Here is a 21,356-nt window from a genome sequence, read left to right as displayed (position 1 = left end):
GCTCAATCCCCCGGTTGCCTGGCATGAGGTCTCGGACACGACCTACATCGGCAACGAGTTCCGAGGCGTGCATCGGCGATTTATCCCGTAGAGGCAGTAGGTCTTGACCGCTCCACCAATGTCGCTACGATCGTCAAAATAGCTTCGCCCCCGGAAGCGCCCGTGCCGGCCTCGCGTCGGCCGGGCGTTTTGATTTTCGTCCGAATGCGTTGAGCGACTGACGCCCCCATGTCACCCGACGACCGACGAGCCGTTGACGCCAACGGCAAATAACTGTGAAATACGCAGGTGACCGATGAGCCACCGGGGCGGGTGTCGCTACAGCATGCGGACGGATGCAGATGGCCAGACAATCAAACGACATGGTTATGACCATCAATGACTTGGCAAAATACCTCAAGCTCTCTACCTCCACACTTTACAAGCTGTGCGCAGAGGGCAAGGTTCCTGGCCACAAGGTCGGTCGCCACTGGCGATTCCACCGGGAAGCCATTGACGCGTGGCTGAAGAATCAACCGAGTAAACGATGAGGATTCCGGATGCCTCTGAACGAAGCTGATACATGCCGAATTTACGTTACCCCCGCTCTGCAAGTCGCAGGGTGGAGTAACCCGGTCTGGCGCATCGCCGAACAGCACTATTTTACGGATGGTCAGATTGTCCTCGTCGGCGATGGCCATCGCCGGCAGAAGGGAAAAAAGGCCGACTATCTCCTTCGCTACCAGGAGTCTTTCCCGATCGCCGTCGTCGAGGCGAAAGACGAAGACCACGAACCTGGCGCGGGCCTCCAGCAGGCCAAGGACTACGCTCAGATCCTCGGCCTCGAGTTCGCCTACTCCACCAACGGACACGGCATCGAGGAATGGGACTTCACGACGAACACCCAGAGCACGCTCAGCGGCTACCCGTCACCGGACGAGCTCTGGCAGCGCCACTGCGCATTCAAAGCTCTCGATGCGGCGCGACCGAGCAATCCGCTCCTGACACCGTACTGCGCAAAGGGCGGCAAGATGCCGCGCTACTATCAAGAGGTCGCCATCAACAACACTATCGAGGCGATTCTCCAAGGCCGCGACCGTATCCTCAGCAACCTTGCCACCGGCACCGGCAAGACCGTCATCGCCTTCCAACTCGCGTGGAAGCTCTGGCAGTCGCGGTGGAACACGGCCGGGGCAGATCGCGTCCCGCGTATTCTGTTCCTCGCCGACCGCAATGTCCTCCGCGACCAGGCCTACAACACGTTCGAGCCGTTCGAGAACGAGCGCGACGTGATCGCGGAGGGCAAGGCCCCGATCAACCGCTCGGTCTACTTCAGCATCTACCAGGCGATGTACGCTGGGGCCGACGGCAAGCGGCTGTATCAGCGGTACCCGAAGGACTTCTTCGACCTGATCGTGATCGACGAGTGTCACCGTTCCGGTTTCGGCACGTGGAACGCGATCCTCAAGCACTTTGAGTCCGCCATCCAGCTCGGCATGACGGCCACGCCGAAGCGAACCGAGAACATCGACACCTACAAATATTTCGGCGATGCGGTCTTCACCTACTCCCTCGGCCAAGGCATCGACGACGGCTTCTTGGCCACCTACAAGGTCCACCGCTCTGTCACGAACTTCACGCAAGACGGTCTTGACATCCAGGACGTCACCTCAAAGGGTGCGCAACTTGAAGTGCCTGAAGGAGGCGATGTCGACGACCGCTACGACATGCCAGAGTTCGAGCGGAAGATCACCATGCCGGATCACATCCTCAAGCTGTGCGAGCACATGAACAAGCTGCTCCACCGCTTTGGACGCATGGAAAAGACGATGGTCTTCTGCGTGAACATGGACCACGCCCTGAAGGTGACCGAGATACTGAACCGGCTCAACGCCGACCTCAACGTCCCCGACTACGCCGTTCGGATCGTCTCGGAGGAGGGAGCAACCGGCAAAGCGATGCTGGAGAAATTCCAGGACACCGAGAAAGCGGTCCCCGTAGTCGCCACGACGGTCGACCTGCTCACCACCGGCGTCGATGCGCCCAGCGTCCGAAACGTGGTGTTCATGAAGCCCATCGCCTCGATTGTTTCCTTCAAGCAGATCGTCGGGCGCGGATCGCGCCTCTGCCAGGACACCGATAAGTTCTGGTTCCGCGTCATCGACTACACCAATGCGTCCCGTCTTTTCGACGATTGGGACCGCCCCGGCGAACCGGGTGAAGGCGGCGCGAACACTGAAGGCCCATATACCTGCATCGTTGGCGGCACCGTCATGGACGAGGAGACCGGTAAGCCCATCGAGCATGCCCGTGTCTACCTCCAGACCAGCCCCAACGAGGTTCAAGACCAGTTCACCGGCTCCAACGGCCAGTTCTTCTTTCCCAACATCGGCAAGGGTAAGATCGTTCTCGTCGTCACCGTTGCCGACCATAAGCGCGTGCAGATGACCATCTCGACCGGTCCGGACACGCCGGTCTCCCTGAACATTGCACTCAAGCCGACGAAAGAATCCACCCGTAAGCGCGTCAAGATCACCAACCTCGATGTGAAGATGGTGGATGAGGTCTACGAAGAGCGCGACGCCGATGGCAACCTCGTCACACCTGAAGACTACCTGAGAAAAGTCCGCGAGGAGTTGCTCGCCGCCTGTCATTCGATGGTCGAGCTTCAGCAGGCGTGGGTGGACAAGTCTCGCCGCGACGAACTGCTCGCAATGCTTGAGGAGCGGATGGTCCACCTTGACATCCTCCGCGAGATTCTCCACCGTCCGGATGCCGACGCCTACGACCTGCTGGCCCACGTCGCGTTCGACGCCGAACTCCACAGCTGCGAGGAACGCGCCAATGCGCTGTTCAACCTGCATAAGGAGTTCTTCGAGAACTTCGACGAGGAAGCCCGGGGCGTTCTCATGGCCCTGGTCGAGAAATACCGCTATGGCGGGGTTCTCGAAGTGGCTGACCCGGCCGTGTTCACGCTCGCTCCGTTCAACAGCGACGTGCGGCACGTGGCCAAACCCTTCGGCGGCATCGCGGAGTTGCGTGCCGCCATCGATGAATTGATCAAACGCCTGTATATGGCTGAGGCAGCCTGATAAATGTCACGAGAGACGCTCAACACGCAGTTCTGGAAAGCCTGCAAGATTCTTCGGCAGGACGATAACACCAACAGTCTGCTCGATTACGTCGAGCAGATTTCCTGGCTGTTGTTTCTCAAGTGCTTCGAGGAGTTCGAGGCTCAGCGCAAGGCCGAGGCCGAGTACGAAGGCCGTAACCACAGCGCCATCCTTGCACAAAAGTACCAGTGGTCCACATGGACCAATCCCGACCCGTCAAAGAAGCTCACCAGCCAGGACCTGCTTAAGTTCCTCTACGAGGACCTGTTTCCATACTTGCGCGGCCTCCAGGGCAACAGCGCCCGTTCGGTCATTCGAGGTCTGTTTGAGGATGCCCCCTCGAAGATGCTCAAGGACGGCGCGATTCTTCGTGACGCCATCGACGCCGTGCAGGAGATCACATTCGAGTCGGCTGAGGATGTCCACACGCTCTCGCACCTGTACGAGTCAATGCTGGCCAAGCTCGGGCGCGAAGGCGGCATGGGCGGCGAGTTCTACACGCCACGCCCCATCATCGAGTTCATCGTCCAGTTGGTCGATCCGAAGATTGGCCAGACCGTCTACGACCCGGCCATGGGCTCGGCGGGCTTCCTCGTCGAGGCATACAAGCACATGCGCGCCGCCAAGGGCAACCGCATCATGCCCAAGGACGAGAAATGCCTCCAGAACGAGACCTTCTACGGCCAAGAGAAGAAGGCGCTGCCGTACCTGCTCGGCTGCATGAACTTGATCCTCCACGGCGTGTTCTCCTCGAACCTGCGCCGCCACAACACTCTGGCCGACGATGTCCGCAAGTTCACCGAGAAGGATCGCTACGACGTGATCCTCACCAATCCCCCGTTCGGTGGCACTGAGCACGACAGTGTCACCGCCAACTTCCCGTACCCGTCCAAGGCAACGTCGATCACCTTCCTTCAGCACATCATGAAAAAGGTCAAGCGTGCCGGGAAGGTCGGCATGGTCATCGACGAGGGTGTGCTCTTCAAGACCAACGAGTCTGCCTACGTGCAGACCAAGAAGGAACTGCTCGAGCAGTTCAACCTGCACACGATCATCAGCCTGCCCGCGGGCGTATTCGCCAACGCCGTCGCCAGCGGCACCGGGCCCAAGACCGACTTGCTGTTTTTCAACCGCCAGCTCGACCGAGCCGGCAACCCCGTTGGCACGAAGGATATCTGGTACTACGAGGTCGAGGCGGTCGGCTTCTCGCTCACCAAGACCCAGCGATCAATCGCCGAGGACGACCTGCCCGACTGTCTGGAGAAAGCCAAGACCCGCGCCGTATCTGAGCGGAGTTGGATTGTCCCAGTCCGTGAGATCGTCAAGCGGAACTATGACCTGTCCGCCAAAAACCCCAACGCCGAAAAGGCGGTGAAACACCGCTCGCCGACCGCCATCGCTGCCGACATCGCCAGCAAAGAGCAGCGGATTCTGGCGATTATGGAGGAGATTCAAGAAATACTTGAGCCAACCATCGTCGTGCCCACCAGCGCCAACGGAGAGCACGCGGGATGAAGACAAAGTGGCAAACCCGCCAGTTCCGCATCGGGGATATTTGCTTTCTTGAAAAGGGCACCTACCCAACGATGAAGACGACGCCAGGCGAATACCCGCTCGTGGTAACCGCTGCCTATCGTCGATCAGCCACAACCTACCAGATCGATGGCGAAGCCGTCTGCGTACCTCTTATCTCCTCCGCTGGCCACGGCCGCGCCACCATGAACCGCGTGCATTACGAGACGGGCAAGTTTGCGCTAGCCAATCTGCTCGTGGCACTTATCGTAAAAGACCCCGGCATCTGCCTTCCCAAATACCTCTATCATCTGCTCAACCATAATCGAGAACGGTATTTTGTCCCATTGATGACCGGCGTTGCAAACGTCTCCCTCAAAGCGCAGGACATTGGCGATGTATTAATCTCTCTTCCGCCTATTGACCAGCAGGTTCGCCTGGTTGAGAAGATTGACTCCGTCGACACCCGGATTGCCGAGGCCCGGCGGCTGCGGGAGAGTATCAAAGAGGAGCGGGAGGAATTATTGCGAGCTTACGCCCGCGAAATCGCCAAGGACGCCCCGCGCCGCTCTATGCAGCAGGTCGCCCCCGTCACCCGTCGGCCCGTGAAAGTCGATAAGACCGCAATGTACCCGGAGCTGGGCATTCGGTCTTTCGGTAGGGGCACATTCCACAAACAGCCGATCTCCGGCGCAAACCTCGGACGAAAGCGTCTGTTCCATATAGAGCCCGGTGACTTGGTCTTTAGCAACGTCTTCTCGTGGGAAGGTGCAATTGCTGTGGCGCAGGATGGTGACGCTGCGCCATCTACGCCCGGGGCGAGTTCGCCCATCTAGAACCCGAGTGGAACGTCTTCGTTGGCAAGGATCACGAGCACACCACACCGTGGAACATCCTCCACTGGGCCGGCGTGAAGAAACCGTGGTCGCCGGATGTCGCGCTGCACGAACAGTGGCGGCAGTACGGCCTCGGCCCGATCGCGCAGCCCACGATGTCACGAACGCCTGTTCCTGTAGTGTCGCTGGTCACGGCATGCATGAACCGCCACGACCACCTGCGGCAGACGCTGCCGACCTGGCTCAACAAAGGCTTCGCCGAGGTCGTCGTTCTCGACTGGTCAAGCACGCCGCCGGTGCGCGACATCGTGGACGAGCATCAGGACGGCACGATCGTATACGTCGAACTCGTCGAGCCACAGCGGTACTTCCACCAGGCCAAGAGTAAGAACCTAAAGATGCGGCTGGCGCGGCATCCACTGATCAGCATGATGGACAGCGACGTGCAGATTGTGGCGGACGATTTCCTCGCGCGGCACCCGATGGGCGATCGCATGTTCTACGCCCAGGGCGGCGCGAACCTCGGCGGCAGCGGGCTGTTCTGGCGCGCCGACTGGGACCACTTCGGTGGGTGCAACGAGGGTATGGTCGGTTGGGGGCACGAGGATTCCGACCTGCATCACCGCATGGAAGATGCCGGGTGGCGCTGGAACAAGCTGCTCACCGACACCGTGCGGCACATTGATCACGACAATGATGATCGGACTCGGAATTTCGCCGCTGAACACCGCGACCGCACTCTTACACTCAAAGCCAACAAGCTGCTCGCCCAGCAGTCGCCGCGATTTGAACAAGAGGAATTCCTCGTCTGTATTCATCGCCCCCACCGGCCGCCCGAACATCGCGTGGTGTGAAACCAACAGGCGCAATTGACGGCTCAGCCGCAGCTGCTACGATCGCGTCATCAACCTCGCCCCCGGAAGCGCCCGTGTCGACCTTGCGTCGGCCGGGCGTTTTTCTTGATCTGGAATGCGCGAGCCGCCGACCACCGGCGTCAGAGCATCAGAAACTCTCGCACCGTGGCCGCCCGCGTTCGCGCAGTACCCATGGAGACGCCCATGAGTTCCTCGAACTCGCTGTTGAGAACATGAGGAACCCCGACCGGCGGCCGGTCGTAGGTGCCTACCGCGTAGATGATGCCGGCGGCCCAGCCTTCAACTTTGCCTTTGATCGGGGTCTCGCTGGCTCGCAGCAAGCGCAGCGCTTTGTGGGCGCGTTGCTCCATCGTTGCGTCTGGGTGCGCCGCGAAGAATCGGTCCAGGTGCGATCGGCATTCGGCCTCAAACTCGGACGTTGTTGCGTTCATGGTCCAACTCCGTACTGGTGCCTCACGATTATGCGCCACGCCTGTGCAATCCGTCGAGATATTGCGGTGCAATTTGTGTGTAATCCTTGAATCAGCGCGTGTTGAATACCGCCGCCGATCACTTGGTTGAATCGGAGTGGCTAACGGGTACAATTTAACCGTCGATGATGCACAGACCGCTGATCCATTCTGCACTGGCCGTCCTGATCGGGTTATGGAGCCCGGTGGTTTGTTGCTGTCTGGCCGAGACGCACACCCACAATCCTGAGGATTCCGTGGTCGCTCATACTCACGGTGGGCACGACCACGCAGGGCATCAGTCCGATTCGTCGGCACCCGCAGATCACGAGCAAGGACCGCACCATCCGCATGAGTGCTCCTGCGCCGAGCATTGGGCCAGCTACGATCGACCGCCGGTCGACTCGATGATGACGGGTGGGAGCGTCTGCTTCCAGTTTCAGCCCGCGACCGTTCAATACGTTTCCCTGGATCACGGCTCGCTTACCGTGGTCAACGCATATCGGTGGCACGATCCGCCGGGACACGGCGGGGTATCCCTGCGCGCACTTCACTGTCTGTTGACGATTTAGCGAATCTCCAACCGGTTCACGACGCCTCCGCGCACCTTGGGCGCGGTTGTTGTTATCGCGCCAGCCATGAGGCGTCATGCCGGCATGTGATCGATGCGCTCGCTCGTGAGGGCTACCGCTCGCGGAACGGGCTGCGCTAATCGTCATCCCTGATATTCAGCACCGTTGAATTCACTCTTGCCGGACTTCACAGTGAAGTTCGGTTCACGAACTGGCTCTCCTGCGTAGTACCTACGCAAGAAAGGATACGATCATGATCCTTCGGACACTCATACTTCCGTTGTTCGCTCTGATGTTGTTCGCGTGCTCCGCGAATCAGGCGAGCGTCCAAACGCCCAGCGACCACCCGGCCAGCCCGCGCGCCGCGGAATCCGCTTACACACCGCCGGCCAACGTGCTTCTGGCCGAGGGGACCGCAAGCCCGGCGACAACGGGGGCGGCCGGTCACGACGAACACGAATCCCATGCCAAGGCGGATGATCACGACCACCACCATGCCACAGGCGCTGGCGAGGCCGACGAGAATCATGCCGATCACCACGAGCACGCCGCCGGCGAATCGGCACAGGAATCAGTGGACAAGCTCGTCGCGGCCTACCTTGCCCTGTCGGACCTGCTGGCCAACGACAAGTTCGACGGGTCTGAGAAGCAACTGAGCATCATCCATCACACCGCCCACGATTTGTCGGACGCCGATCAGGAGAAGGTCGCAGCGATCGCGGAGAAGATCGCCAAAGTCGCGCACGGCAAAGCCGAGGACATCAAGGCCATGCGGGCCTCGTTCAAGGCGATGAGCCCGGACGTGGTGGAGCTGGCGCATCTGATGCCGCCGTCGGCGAAGGTTGCCCCGGAGATTCGCCAGGCGTATTGCCCGATGGCCAAGGCCCCGTGGCTGCAGTTGGGTGAGAAGGTGACCAACCCCTACTTTGGCAGCGAGATGCTCCGGTGCGGGAAGATCACGGAGACCCTCAAGCCCAAGGACGAGCACCACAAGTGATCGCCGCTGTCATTCCCACGCGCGGCGGTCACGGCCTGCAACGGTCGGGCCGACGCCGAAGGAGCATTCTCATGGTCAAACGACTCATCTTGCCGCTGGTCTCGGTTGTATGGATCGGCGGCTGCGCGCCGGTCCCGCCGGATGCGGGATTCAACGACGTGCAGAATCAGGTTCATACGCGCATCGGCCACGACGTCGTCTGGCGACGCGATGGTGACACTGACGCCCGCGCGGACCAGGCGGTGAAGGAACTGCTGGTCCAACCGCTGACGGCCGACGCGGCGGTGCAGGTCGCTCTGCTGAACAACCGCCGGCTCCAGGCGACGTATGAGGACTTGGGCGTGGCGCAGGCCGAGGTGGTTCAGGCGGGGCTGCTCAAGAACCCGGTGTTCGATGCCTCGGCGGGTTTCATCGTCGGCGGCGGTTCGCCGGAGTTGACCTTCAGCGTGGCGCAGGATTTTCTGGAGGTATTCTTCATCCCCCTGCGCCGGGCGGTGGCTGAGGCGGACTTCGAGCGCGCCAAGCTCAAGCTCAGCGCCGCTGTGCTGGACATGGATGTCGATGCCCGCGCCGGCTACTACCGGCTCGTGGCGGATCAGCAGATGCTGGAGATGCACCGACAGGTCGTCGATGCGACGGCGGCCTCCTACGAAGCAAAGAGGAAGTTGCACGAGGCGGGCAACATCCGCGACCTGGACCTGCACAACGAGAAGGCGCTGTACGACCAGGCCCGCCTAGACCTGGCATCGGCGCAGGCGGCGGTGGTCGACAGTCGCGAGCGCCTCAACCGTCTGATGGGATTGTGGGGCGAGCAGGCGACGCAGTGGACGGTCCCGCAGCGGTTGCCGGATGTGCCTGATGAGGCAATGGACCTTTCGGGCCTGGAGACCAAGGCGGTCGAGAACAGTCTCGACCTGGCGATGGCGCGACAGGAAATCGTGGCCTTTGGTCAACGGTTAGGGCTGACGAAGGCGACGGCGTTGATCCCGTCGCTGGAGTTGGGAGCCGAGGCCAAGCGTGAAGATCATGATTGGGACGTGGGACCGAGCGTTTCGCTGCCGATCCCGCTGTTCGATCAGGGCCAGGCGCGGGTGGCGGCTGCGCAGGCGGAGCTGCGGCGCAGGCAGCAGGCCTACATCGCCACAGCCGTCGAACTGCGTTCGCACGTCCGTTCCGCGCGGCAGCGCCTGCTGACGACCCGGCGGACGGCCGAGTTCTACCGCGCCGAAATCCTCCCGCAGCGAGACCAGATCGTCCGGGAGACTCTGCTTCAGTACAACGCCATGCAGGTGGGCGTTTTCCAACTGCTGTTCGCCAAACAGCAGCAGATCAACGCGGCTCAATCGTATGTCGAGTCGCTCCACACGTATTGGATGGCCCGTTCCGAACTGGACGCCATGCTGCAAGGGCGGATGGTGGATTCGATGCGATCGGGCGCTCTTCCCATGACAACCATGCCGGGCATGGCCGGCACAACTGACAACACAGGAGGCCATTGACATGGCGACACGACGCGAAATGCTTATGACCGGCGCGGCGGCGATCGGTGGCGCGGCCCTGCTTGCAGGGACCCGAGCCCGCGCCTCGCAGATCGACACCGAGGGCAAGGCGTGGGAAAAGACGTATTCAGGAGACGCGGACCGTCCCGCCCTTGCACCCGCCGAACCCGGTAAGGATTACCAACCCGTCGTCTCCCCCAACGCCGCAACGCTGCCCTTCAAGATCGTCGACGGCGTGAAGGTCTTCCACCTGATCCCCGAGCCGATCGACCACGAGTTCGCCTCCGGGCTCAAGGCCAAATGCTGGGGCTACAACGGGCGGGTCAACGGCACGGTGATCGAAGCGGTGGAAGGTGATCACGTCCGTATCTACGTGACCAACCGCCTGCCCGTGCCGACGACCGTGCACTGGCACGGCATCTATCTGCCCAACGGTATGGACGGCGTCAGCGGCCTGACGCAGAAACCCATCCCACCCGGCGAGACCTATCGCTACGAGTGGACCCTGCGCCAGCACGGCACCTACATGTACCACTCTCATCATGACGCCATGACCCAGGAAGGCATGGGCCTGATCGGCATGCTCATCATCCACCCCCGGAATCCGTCGGCTGGATACAAGGTCGACCGCGACTTCGCCATCCTGCTGAGTGAATGGAGCATCGAGGTCGGCACATCCCGGCCCAACACGCTGGCGATGAGCGACTTCAACATCCTCACGATGAACGGCAAGGTCTTCCCCGCGATCGACCCGCTGGTCGCCAAACTCGGCGACCGCGTGCGCATCCGCTTCGGCAACCTCAGCGCGATGGATCATCACCCGATTCATCTCCACGGTCACTACTGGAAGGTCACCGCGACCGACGGCGGGCAGATTCCGGTTACAGCGCAGTGGCCGGAGACCACTGTGCTCATGCCGGTGGGCTCGACGCGCGACGTGGAGTTTGTCGCCTCCGATCCCGGCGACTGGGCGATGCACTGTCACATGACCCATCACATGATGAACCAGATGGGCCACGGCTTCCCCAACATGGTCGGCGTCAACCCCGACGACCTCGACACGCGCGTCCGTTCGCTCGTGCCCGGTTACATGACGATGGGGCATCTTGGGATGGAGGGCATGAGCGAGATGTCGATGCCTATACCCAAGAACAGCATCCCCATGGTCGGCATGCCCGGGCCGTTCTCCTACATCGACATGGGCGGCATGTTCACCATCCTCAAGGTGCGCGAGAAGCTCGCCAACTACGCCGACCCCGGCTGGTATCAACATCCGGCGGGGACCGTCGTTGACCGGGCTTCGCCGGAAGAACTGAAGCGCGACGGGATTTCAACAGAACACTGAACCACTTGAATCACTCAATGATCATCGAAGGAGCACCCCATGGAAACGCCGAATCAAGACAACGCCAACGCGACCAAACCGACCGGTTCCTGCTGCAAGACCCGGGGATTCCGCTCGGGTCTCGTCTGGGGGATGCTGATCATGCTCGCCGTGGTGATCGTCCTTCCGCTGATCGTGGCGGCGACGGGCATCATCAACGTGTCGGCACAGCAATCGTTCGGCCCGATCGACTCGTTTCTCGGCTACGCCAGCTCACGTTCCATCGCCCATCACGCAACGATCGAGACCAACCCCCATGCCAACGATCCGAAAGCGATCGCGGACGCCCTGCCTCATTACAAGGAGATGTGCGTGGTGTGCCACAGCGCTCCCGGCCTGGAACGGGGCGAGATCGCAGAGGGGTTGCACCCCGAAGCACCCGACCTGGCCAGCGACGCGATCCAGAACATGACCGACGGCCAGTTGTACTGGGTCATCGCCAACGGCATCGGCAGCACGGGCATGCCCGCATTCGAGAACGCCGACGACGCCGACACACGATGGAAGATCGTCTCGTTCGTCCGTCATCTGCCCAAGCTCACCGACGCCGAGCGCGACCAACTCAAGCCGGCCGAAGATGAGGACCATCATCATTCCGACGCGGACGCATCCGGCGAGGACCACCATCACAGCGCCGACAAGCAATGACGGTTTTGCTGGATCAAGTTCGACACCGCTCAAGTAGGCATGTGTATAACAATTGCTCCCGCCAACTGATGTTGAGATCGTTACTTTGTTAGCCCCTTCCGACATTTCCATAATGCAAAGATCGCAGGATATACCGTTAACTCCAGCAGGAACGACGTTGCCAGACCGCCGACCATGGGGGCGGCGATGCGTTTCATCACGTCGGCTCCGGTGCCAGTGCTCAGCATCAATGGGAACAGACCAATGAAAGTCGTCAGCACGGTCATCAACTTAGGGCGAATACGATTGGCTGCGCCGTCGACGATTGCATCTTCCAGATCGCGGAAGGATTGAAGTCGACCCTCACCAATCCATCGCTTGTGAGAAAGATTAAGATACAGAAGCATTATCACTCCGGTTTCGGCGTCCAGGCCGGCAAGAGCGATGAGGCCGACCCAGACAGCGACGCTCATATTGTAGTTCAGCAGGTAGAGCAACCAAATCGCGCCGATTAGGGAAAACGGCACGGCCAATAGAACGATGAGGGTTTCGATCACCGATTTCGTGTTCGAGTACAGCAGGAAGCATACAATCAACAATGTTAGCGGCACAACGATCTTGAGCTTCTCCTTGGCACGCTCAAAGTATTGGAATTGCCCCGCCCAGGCGAGCCGCACACTGGCAGGCAGTGTGACTCGCTCGTCCACAGCTTGCCGTGCAAGTTGCACGTAGTCCGCGATGCCGATGTCGGTCACATCCACAAACACGAATCCGACGAGCCGGCCGTCCTCACTGCGGATCATCGGTGCGCCGGTTTTGATATCTATGTCGGCGACGTGGGAGATGGGCACCTGTGTCCCGGTGGGTGTCGGGACCAGCACCTTCTTGATCATGTCAAGCTTATCGCGAAACTGCCGGGCATAGCGGACCTGGATTGGGTAGCGCTCGCGCCCTTCGATAGTCTGGTCGATGTTCATCCCGCCAATGGCGGTCTGGACAAGGTCCTCCACATCGCCGACGGTCATGCCGTAGCGGGCAGCCTCCTCGCGCTTCACGTTGAAATCAAGGAAATAGCCGCCGGTGACGCGCTCGGCAAACACGCTTCGAGTGTAGGGCTTGACCCGTGGATCGTCTTGTAGCGCCTTTTCGACCTGGACGGCCGTGGCTTCGATCTCTTCAAGCGAGGAGCCGAACACCTTGATGCCCAGCGCACTACGGATGCCCGTGGCAAGCATTTCGGTGCGAGTCTGGATCGGCATCCACCAAATATTTGGCATGCCGGGGTAAGCCAGTTTCTGATCCATTTCCTTAATCAGCTTGTCCCATGTCATCCCTTCACGCCACTCGCTCTCGGGCTTGAGCACGATGACGGTCTCGACCATGGAAAGCGGTGCGGGATCGGTGGCGGTGCGTGAGCGGCCTATCTTTCCGAAAACGGACTGCACCTCTGGAACCTCACGCAGCTTGCGATCCTGCGATTGGAGGATGGTGCTCGCTTCCGTAATGGACATGCCCGGCGGCGCGGTGGGCATATACAGGATGGAGCCTTCGTTCAACGGCGGCATGAACTCGTTTCCCAGCCGGAAGAATGCTGGAATGGTGGCGATCATCGCGGCCACTGAACAGGCCACCACCAGCCACCGATGTCTCACGACAAACCGCACGACCGGCGCGTATCCCGCGACCAGCATGCGGTTGATCGGATTCCACTTCTCGCCGCGTATTTTGCCGCGGATGATCAGCGCCGCCAGCGCCGGCACCAGCGTCACCGCAAGAATCGCCGCAAAGCCCATCGAGTAGGTCTTGGTGTATGCCAGCGGCCGGAACAGCCGACCTTCAGTCGCCTCAAGCGTGAACACTGGAAGGAACGCAACAGTGATCACCAGCAGGGAGAAAAAGATGCTCGGCCCCACCTCCTGCATTGCTTCGACGATCACGCCGCGGCGCGTCTTCTCCGCCGGCCGGCCGGCCTCCTCCCACGTCTCCAGCTTTTTGTGGATGTTCTCGATAATGATGATCGAAGCGTCCACCATCGCGCCGATAGCCACTGCGATGCCGCCGAGCGACATGATGTTCGCGGTCAGATGCTGATAGCTCATCGGGATGAACGCCAGAATTACCGCGATGGGCAACGCCACGATCGGGATAAGCGCCGAGCGAAAATGCAGCAGAAATATCGTGATGATGATGCTGACCACGATCATTTCCTCGATCAACGTGTGGCGGAGCGTGGCAATGGCACGCCCTATCAACTCCGAGCGGTCATACACAACGACCAGTTCAACGCCTTCGGGCAGGCTCTTACGCACGTCCACCAGGCGTTTCTTGACGTTTTCGATCGTGGTCAGCGCGTTTTCGCCGTAGCGCATGATGACGATGCCGCCAACGGCTTCGCCCTCGCCGTTTAGTTCCGCCAGCCCACGGCGCATGTCTGGGCCGATGGTCACCTTGCCCAAATCTTTGATCTGAATGGGCACGCCGTCCTTCCCGATGCCAACCGGGATGGATTCGATGTCCGCCTTGGACTTGATGTAGCCCCGCCCGCGGATCATGTATTCGTGACCGGCCTGCTCAAGCACGCGCCCACCCACGTCCGTGTTTGAGCGGCGGACCTTTTGAATGATGGTCTGGATGGGGATGTTGTACGCCAGCACCTGATCGGGATCGAGCTGAATCTGATACTGCTTCACAAACCCGCCGACGGATGCAACCTCGGCGACGCCCTCGACGCCTTCCAGAGCGTATCGGACGTACCAGTCCTGAAACGAGCGCAGCTGCGATAGATCGTGATTGCCTGACTTGTCCACCAGCGCGTACTGAAACACCCAGCCGACGCCCGTCGCGTCCGGACCTAGCGTGGGATTGACGCCATCGGGCAGCTTGCCAGTGACGGAGTTGAGGTATTCCAACACACGACTGCGGCCCCAGTAGATGTCGGTGCCGTCCTCGAAAATGACGTAGACGAACGAAAGGCCCAAGAACGACTGGCCGCGTACAAACTTGACCTTCGGCGCAGCCAACAGTGCCGTGCTGATCGGATAGGTGATCTGGTCTTCAACCAGGTCGGGGCTGCGCCCAGGCCACTCAGTAAAGACGATGACCTGGGCGTCAGACAGGTCGGGAATGGCGTCCAGCGGCACCTGACGCAGCGAGTAATAGCCCCATGCAACGATGGCTGCGACCGTAAGGATCGTCAGGAACGGATTATTGGCGCAGCCGGCGATCAATCGCTGGATAAAGCCGGGGCGCGCAGACGGATTGATTTCGGATAACTGCATCACCACTTCTCAATGCCGGATTTAAGCTTGCTTTCCGAAGCAATCAGGAAATTACCTGACGTCACGACAGCGTCGCCGGGCTTGAGCCCGTCGAGCACTTCGATCAGGTCCATACCCAAACCCGGATCGGTCGCGCGCACGCCGAGCTTGACGCGCTGGGGGCGCATGCGGCCCTCACCCAGGTCCAGGAACACGATGTTGTTCTCCCCACCGTATAACACCGCTTCTTCGGGTACGGCCAGCTGCTTGCCAAGGGGCACCTTGATGTACACATTGGCGTACATATCAGGTTTGAGCAGGCCGTCCTTATTTGTAACTTCGACGCGAATGCGGCCACGTCGCGTCTTGGGATCGAGGTAGGGGTAGACGTAGGACACCGTGCCCTCGAACCCCTTCCCCGGTAGATAGGAAACGGACACCTCAACCTTCTGTCCCACACTCACCAGCGGCACTTCATCCTCGTAGAGTTCGGCCTCGATCCACAGTGTTGAAAGGTCGGCCACGCGGTAGATCATCTTGCCCGGCTCGACCGCACTGCCCTTAACGGCCATCTTCTGGATGATCGTGCCGGTCGCCGGCGACAGCACGGGGACGTACTGAAGTGGTTTGCCGCGTTTGGCCAGTTCGTCAAGCTGCCGTTCGGTCAGATCCCACAACAGCAAGCGTTCGCGCGCCGCTTCGGCCACGCGCGTCGTGCGGCCGGGCACGGCAGTGGCGGCCAAGGCGTCCAGATACTCCTGCTGGGCCGACAGCAGCTCGGGGCTGTAAATCGTCAGCAGCGGCTCACCGCGCTCGACGTGCTTGCCGGTGTAGTCGGCGAACAGATCGCCGATCCAGCCGCGGTACTTGAGGGTCACATCGGTCAGGCGCGTCTCGTCGTAGGTGATCACGCCCACGGCGCGGATGGTCTTGTCCAGGTTCTGCTGCATGACTGTCGTCGTGCGGACGCCAATGAGCTGGCGGCGCTGCGCATCGACGAAGATGACGCCCGAGCGCACCTCCTCGTGCGTCACGGGAATCAGGTCCATCTTGCAGATCGGGCAGGTGCCCTTGTCCTTCAATTTGACGGACGGGTGCATCGAGCAGGTCCAGAACGCGATGCCTTCCGCCGGCGGCAGGGGTTTCTTTTGTTGTGTACCGCTGTCGGTCTGCGCGATCGGCTTGCCGCCCTTGATGAAGCGATCGACGAACGCCTGCTTCTTTTCCTCCGTCCAGCCGTCGAACTTCCTGTCGCAACCGGGGCAGCAGAAGCCGATTCTATGACCCTTCCAAGTCAGGGTCACCGCGTCCTCAGGCACTTTCTTGCCTAGCACCGGGCAGACATCGTTGAGCGGCTTGCTCCCAGTCGCATCGTTCTTTCTCCCGGTGCCGGCCGCGTCGGTCAATCGCAGCCCGTCGATCGTTGTCGCCAGATCATAGTGCAATGTCGCCTTACCGTGCGCGGGCGAATCGACATTCAGTGTCAGCGGCCAACCACCGGCCATGGTCAGTTCGAGGTCACCTGCATATTGGCTGTCTTCGATGTGCTTAAACCGCGAGGTGGACCGCATCTCCGGCATGGAACCCATCGCGGGCATGACAGCGACGGCTTCGACACTCGCGTCCGTGACCGGGTCACCATCAGCCGTTTTTACGACGACCAACAAACGGTTCTTGCCGACGATCGGCCGATGGGGGTCGATGCGTGCGCCGACCTTCAATGATCCGGCCGAGTGAAGATCACCCACGTCATAATGCGCCATGCCGCCGGATGGACCGAAAATCGCGTCGGGGTTACCGCCGAACCATGCGACGATCGGGCGGTGAAAGAGAACACCGACCGTCACAACTGCGGCCACGATCACGGCGGATGGTCCCCATCGGTGGATCAAAGAGAAAACTTCATTCTTACTCATTGTTCGAGTCTCCATTGGGTTGGTCAGGCTGACCGGGCTGCACGGGCGGCGCGTCGATGTCGCCGCCGACGGCGCGCTCCAGGTCGGCCCATCGCTGGTGGTACTCGGTCAGCGCCTCCTGTCGGGCAAGATGCACGAACATCAGGTTCTTTTCCGCATTGATCATTGTGAGAAAGTCGTTCTTGCCGGTTTCGTAGCCGGATCGCGCGGCTTTGAGGTTCTCCTCGGCGACGGGCATGAACTTTTCGTTGTAGAGGCGCACGACGTGCTCGCTTTCGACCAGCATGTCGTAGGCCTGCGAAACTTCGAATGCGACTTTGTCCACACCGGCGACCAACTCGGCCGCTACGCGGTTGGACTGCGCCAAAGCTTCCATTTCCGCGCCGCGACGGCGGTCGATCTGAAGAGGAATATTGATCCCCGCCCCAATCATCCAGCGACGTTGTTCCTCGGCCCACAGGCTGTTGTAGGTGCCCATCACCGTGATATCGGGGTAGTACTCCTTCTTCGCGAGCTGCCGTGCTGTTTGCTTCGCCTCCAGTTGGCGGGCGAGAGATTGAAGCTCGGGCCGGGCGTTAACCGCACGAGTGCGCAGTGCCAACACTTCGGGTCTAGCTCCTGGAGTATCCACCTGCTTCGGCGGCGTGGGAAGTGACAGCTCTGGGTCGCGGTGAAGCAGCGTGTTGATCCGCGCCCTCGTCACACTCAGCATTCGCTGCAGCACGATGGCGCGATGCTCCAGATGATACCGCTCGACTTCGGCCTGAAGTGAATCCTGCTTGGATGCCGTGCCCGCGGCATACTTCGTCTCCGCGATCCGCTGAAACTCCTTGAGCAGTTCGATGTTGATATTGTTGATATCAATCGCCCGGAAAACGTAGTAGTAGTCGAAGTACGCACGAGCGGTTTCCTGCGCAAGCCGCTGTCGCACGGTTTCGATGTCCTGTCCGGCGGCCTCCGCCTCGCGCTCGGCGATTCGACCGCGCAGTTCCAACTTCCCAGGCCATGGAAACTTTTGTGAAATGTCAATCTTGTGGCCGTCATTGATCTCGTCGTTGCCAAACGTGCCCGGTGCGATGGCGTAGGACAACATCGGGTCATCCAGACTGGTGACCTGTGGGAACCTCGCCCGCACGGATCGCCACGTCGCTTCCATCGCCGCGATCGAGGGGTTGCGCCGCATGACCGCGTCCACCAATGCGTCCAGTTCGAGCGTGTCCAGCCCATTGAAAAGTGTTTGAGGATCGGCCTGTGGTGCTGCCTGGGTCAACTTGGGCATCACGATGGGCGTGGTTCGCAGGGCAGTCGGGTACAGCCGATCGTCAAACGGTGACGAGTTCGCGCAGCCGCTTTGTACAGCGCTTGTTGCTACCAACATCGACAGGGTTCCTAAGGCGCGCAGAGTGCAGTGAATTCGTTTCATGAGGAAGCTCGTGATTCATTCGTCCGCGCATGGCCTTCGCGGCCACCGTGCGGACGGTGCATGGAACAGCGATCGTCAATCGTTTTGACGCGACGACTCGAAGTGATGGAGGGCGATCAAATCAGATATGAACAATGCAAAATAAATCGTGGCATCATGCCCGGTGATCCATTGCGATTCAGCATCACAAAAGTGGGCGGAGCATGACCGCTGTACAGTTGGTCATTTCGAACGGCCGGGATTACGATCGGTTGACCGTGGACCGCGTCGTCAATATCGCGACTCCGGCGAGGCCCATCCACCACCGTGGGTGTGTTTGCCACGATGTTTGTGATGATGCAGCAGTTGGATGCAGCTACAGACGTATCCTCATCGCGCGTTTTTCGATCGCACGGCGTTTTGGACTTGCAGCAGATTGTCTTGCCGCTGGTAGCACAGCCGCCAGTCTTGGAATCGCAGGCGGCGGCTTCCGCGTCGCGCCGTTCACAGCAACACCGCACCAAATCCCGCTTCCCCGTCATCCGGCAATGGAACCGCTGCTGAGGCGATGTCGGGTGAAGTCCACTCAAGGCAATTACCAGCATGTAGATGAGCGTGTGTTGCATTATGGTCAGCTCAGATGCATCTTTTCAACTTACGGGCTCTCGCCATTGTCAACCAAATTATCAGCGATGCGCAGCAGCGATTCCTGGGAAAGTTCACCCATCAGGCACATCCAACGCGCACCCTGTTGCGTCATCACCATGTTCACGCCGTCACGCGATAACACGGCGTACTTGTGACCGTGATAATCGACCGTGCCGTCGTCTGGGGAACGGAAGTCCTTGGTTCGCGCCAGGACCACCGTCACCGGCACGTTGTCTTGCTTCATCAGAATGCAGGCGACCTGCCGGCTCTGAACATCACGGAGGCAGCAGGCATGCACGTTGTGGTCCCATTGATCGGGGATGGCCGGCGCTTCCCGCCATTTTGAATCTATGACCTTCTTCGCTTCGGCGAGATTGGCCACCGGCACAACCGGGGCGCGCCCGGCGACCAGGTCGCGATGAAGCCGCACCATCTCCGCCGGCGCGGCGTACACAGTCGACCCGGACTGGCTCATCACGAACAGCAGAGTCACCGCGACGAGGAGTGAGGCCGCTATAGCGCTGCGTCCGACCCATCGTGCCCATACGGGGAATCCGAATATGGCAGACCGATTGTCTGCGCGGCATCTAATCATCTTGGTGCGCAACCGTGACGATACGGCCGTAGTATCCACCGGACGCGACGCCAGCTTCGACAGCCGCGCCTGCGTCGCGCGATCGAGATCGTTTTGTGACCGTTTCGCTGTCATCGTTCGTCATTCCTCATTGTCGTCCGCAGGCTTCGGCTCGACCCAGCCGCGTTGCCGGGCCAATTCGTAGAGCTTGTTCCTCAGCATGCCGCGACCGCGATGTGCCCGCGACTTGATCGTGCCCACTGGCACATCGAGCACTTCGGCCGCCTGCTGCTGGTCCATTTGCTCTACGTCCACCAGCAGCAGCGTCCAGCGTATTTCGTCCGGCAGCGAACGGAGTGCGTCGATGATCTGATCATCATCGAATCGATTGAGCAACTGTTCCGGCTGCTCCCACCGCCGGTCAAACCCTTCGGCATCGTGCCCGCCGTCATCCGTAGGTTCCGGCACTTTGTCATCATCCAAGGAGCGCTCAGCCCTCCGATGTTTGCGTGACCGGTACAGGTCGATGAAGGTCCGTCGCTGAATCGTCAGCAGCCACGCCTTCATGTCGCTGCCCTCCTCGAACCGGTCAATCGCCCGCATCGCTTTGATCATGGTTTCCTGGACCAGGTCTTCTGCCTGGTCGTCTCGATGCGTCATGCATTGCGCCGCTCGAAGCAACATGGGCAGGAAAGGCCACGCCAGTCGCTCGAAGCGCTCGACCTGTAAATCGGTCAGCTTGGATGCCATGCTGGGCTATGTACCAGAACACGGCTGGGTGGTCCAAGTCAGTGAGCGGTGTGGAGCCGATCGATCGAATACCCGGCACAAGATCTGCCTCGCATCGGTGCGAGGCAGATCACCGTTCTGCGTCATCTCGCGCGATCACTCCACGGGGACGCGATCGTAGACGACCCGACGGTCGCGGTTTCCGCCGACCCAGATGAGCTTCGTTTCCCAACGGTACTCTTTGGCCTCGGCCCGATCACCCGTCAGAGCGTACATCTTGGCATGCTCGCGCCGCTCGCGCATTTCTCGCATGTGCTTAATTGCCTGTTGCCCAAAGCTAGGCGAACCCGTGTTTGGGCCGGCGAAGGTAGGGGCGGTAAGGCCCAAGACGGCAACAACGGACAGTACGGTAAGGATGGCTTTCATGGTTTGACTCCTGATGGGTAGGTGCCTCTTAGAGTGCGTTTGGCCAACGCGGCCGATTCAACATCTATAAGCCTCAACGAATCTCGCGGATCGCATGGTTCAATCCCGAAACAAATCCACACAGCGCTGGCAACCGGTTCATGCCCAATATGCTGGCAGCCTTCATGCGGCTGCACGATTATTGGGCAAGAATTGAGGTATAAGGGTCGAAACCCACCGCTGGCATCGTCCTTGCTGAGGTGAGGGATCATGCGAGGTGCGATCCCACTTCTTGTTATCGCGATGCTATCTGCCACGCAAGGTTGCGCAACATCCCTGATACGGCCATCGACTGCGGTCAACCACTGGATCGTTGCGCAGGGCGGGTTGGCCGAAGGGCCGGCGGCAACCCGCGCGCGCCGAGCGTGTAGCCCCCTTTGGAAGGTCAAGTCCCTGTCGTGCTGTAAATTCGTGAAGGGGCGGGTGTCTGGACGGCGGGTTGGTGTTGGGTGTTGAAGGTCTGATTCAGTTCCTTTCGGATCGCATCGATCTGTTGACGGTCGAAGCTCGTCATCTTGATGC

The 21,356-nt window shown here is 60.4% G+C and carries 16 protein-coding genes; 9 read left to right on the top strand and 7 right to left on the bottom strand.

What is annotated here, in order from left to right; genetic code table 11:
* Window positions 1–341: 341 nt before the first annotated feature.
* From GC162_14050 to GC162_14030, 5 genes are all read left to right on the top strand, one after another.
* Window positions 342–530, top strand: coding sequence for a helix-turn-helix domain-containing protein (locus GC162_14050; protein MBI1369765.1), 189 nt, complete (start codon window positions 342–344; stop codon window positions 528–530).
* A 9-nt stretch (window positions 531–539) separates the two neighbouring features.
* Window positions 540–3,071, top strand: coding sequence for a restriction endonuclease subunit R (locus tag GC162_14045; protein MBI1369764.1), 2,532 nt, complete (start codon window positions 540–542; stop codon window positions 3,069–3,071).
* Window positions 3,072–3,074: 3 nt separating this feature from the next.
* A complete protein-coding gene (locus tag GC162_14040) occupies window positions 3,075–4,607 on the top strand; it encodes an N-6 DNA methylase (protein MBI1369763.1) in 1,533 nt (510 codons plus the stop codon).
* Window positions 4,604–5,440, top strand: coding sequence for a hypothetical protein (locus GC162_14035; GenBank protein MBI1369762.1), 837 nt, complete (start codon window positions 4,604–4,606; stop codon window positions 5,438–5,440). The genes GC162_14040 and GC162_14035 overlap by 4 nt, the downstream gene beginning before the upstream one ends.
* Before the next feature lie 74 nt (window positions 5,441–5,514).
* A complete protein-coding gene (locus tag GC162_14030) occupies window positions 5,515–6,294 on the top strand; it encodes a glycosyltransferase (protein MBI1369761.1) in 780 nt (259 codons plus the stop codon).
* 140 nt (window positions 6,295–6,434) lie between these two features.
* On the opposite strand, the gene GC162_14025 is transcribed toward GC162_14030, so the two are convergent.
* On the bottom strand, window positions 6,435–6,746 hold the full coding sequence (locus tag GC162_14025) for a hypothetical protein (GenBank protein MBI1369760.1): 312 nt from the start codon (window positions 6,744–6,746) through the stop codon (window positions 6,435–6,437).
* 843 nt (window positions 6,747–7,589) lie between these two features.
* Between GC162_14025 and GC162_14020 the strand changes: the two genes are divergently transcribed.
* The 4 genes from GC162_14020 (at window position 7,590) to GC162_14005 (ending at window position 11,864) form a co-directional block, all read left to right on the top strand.
* Window positions 7,590–8,333 carry a DUF3347 domain-containing protein gene (locus GC162_14020; protein MBI1369759.1) on the top strand — a complete coding sequence of 248 codons (744 nt, stop codon included), beginning with the start codon at window positions 7,590–7,592 and terminating at the stop codon, window positions 8,331–8,333.
* A 71-nt stretch (window positions 8,334–8,404) separates the two neighbouring features.
* A complete protein-coding gene (locus tag GC162_14015) occupies window positions 8,405–9,832 on the top strand; it encodes a TolC family protein (GenBank protein MBI1369758.1) in 1,428 nt (475 codons plus the stop codon).
* Window position 9,833: 1 nt separating this feature from the next.
* Complete coding sequence (locus tag GC162_14010) at window positions 9,834–11,177, top strand: multicopper oxidase domain-containing protein (protein MBI1369757.1); 1,344 nt, start codon at window positions 9,834–9,836, stop codon at window positions 11,175–11,177.
* A 39-nt stretch (window positions 11,178–11,216) separates the two neighbouring features.
* On the top strand, window positions 11,217–11,864 hold the full coding sequence (locus GC162_14005; GenBank protein ID MBI1369756.1) for a hypothetical protein: 648 nt from the start codon (window positions 11,217–11,219) through the stop codon (window positions 11,862–11,864).
* Window positions 11,865–11,944: 80 nt separating this feature from the next.
* On the opposite strand, the gene GC162_14000 is transcribed toward GC162_14005, so the two are convergent.
* The 6 genes from GC162_14000 to GC162_13975 form a co-directional block, all read right to left on the bottom strand.
* Window positions 11,945–15,121, bottom strand: a complete 3,177-nt coding sequence (locus GC162_14000) for a CusA/CzcA family heavy metal efflux RND transporter (GenBank protein MBI1369755.1) — start codon at window positions 15,119–15,121, stop codon at window positions 11,945–11,947.
* The gene (locus GC162_13995) at window positions 15,121–17,031 is read right to left on the bottom strand and encodes an efflux RND transporter periplasmic adaptor subunit (protein MBI1369754.1); all 1,911 of its coding nucleotides are present in this window, start codon (window positions 17,029–17,031) and stop codon (window positions 15,121–15,123) included. Before GC162_13995 ends, GC162_14000 begins: the two co-directional genes overlap by 1 nt.
* Entirely contained in the window at window positions 17,009–18,439 is a 1,431-nt protein-coding gene (locus GC162_13990) for a hypothetical protein (protein ID MBI1369753.1), read from the bottom strand. Before GC162_13990 ends, GC162_13995 begins: the two co-directional genes overlap by 23 nt.
* Before the next feature lie 634 nt (window positions 18,440–19,073).
* Complete coding sequence (locus GC162_13985) at window positions 19,074–19,775, bottom strand: hypothetical protein (protein ID MBI1369752.1); 702 nt, start codon at window positions 19,773–19,775, stop codon at window positions 19,074–19,076.
* 6 nt (window positions 19,776–19,781) lie between these two features.
* A complete protein-coding gene (locus GC162_13980) occupies window positions 19,782–20,390 on the bottom strand; it encodes a sigma-70 family RNA polymerase sigma factor (GenBank protein ID MBI1369751.1) in 609 nt (202 codons plus the stop codon).
* A gap of 135 nt (window positions 20,391–20,525) precedes the next feature.
* Window positions 20,526–20,795 carry a hypothetical protein gene (locus tag GC162_13975; protein ID MBI1369750.1) on the bottom strand — a complete coding sequence of 90 codons (270 nt, stop codon included), beginning with the start codon at window positions 20,793–20,795 and terminating at the stop codon, window positions 20,526–20,528.
* Window positions 20,796–21,356: the final 561 nt, after the last annotated feature.

It is taken from the genome of Planctomycetota bacterium (assembly GCA_016125255.1).
Taxonomy (GTDB): domain Bacteria; phylum Planctomycetota; class Phycisphaerae; order Phycisphaerales; family Zrk34; genus RI-421.
Note: the sequence above shows the minus strand (reverse complement) of the source record. Positions and strands in the feature narration are given on the sequence as shown.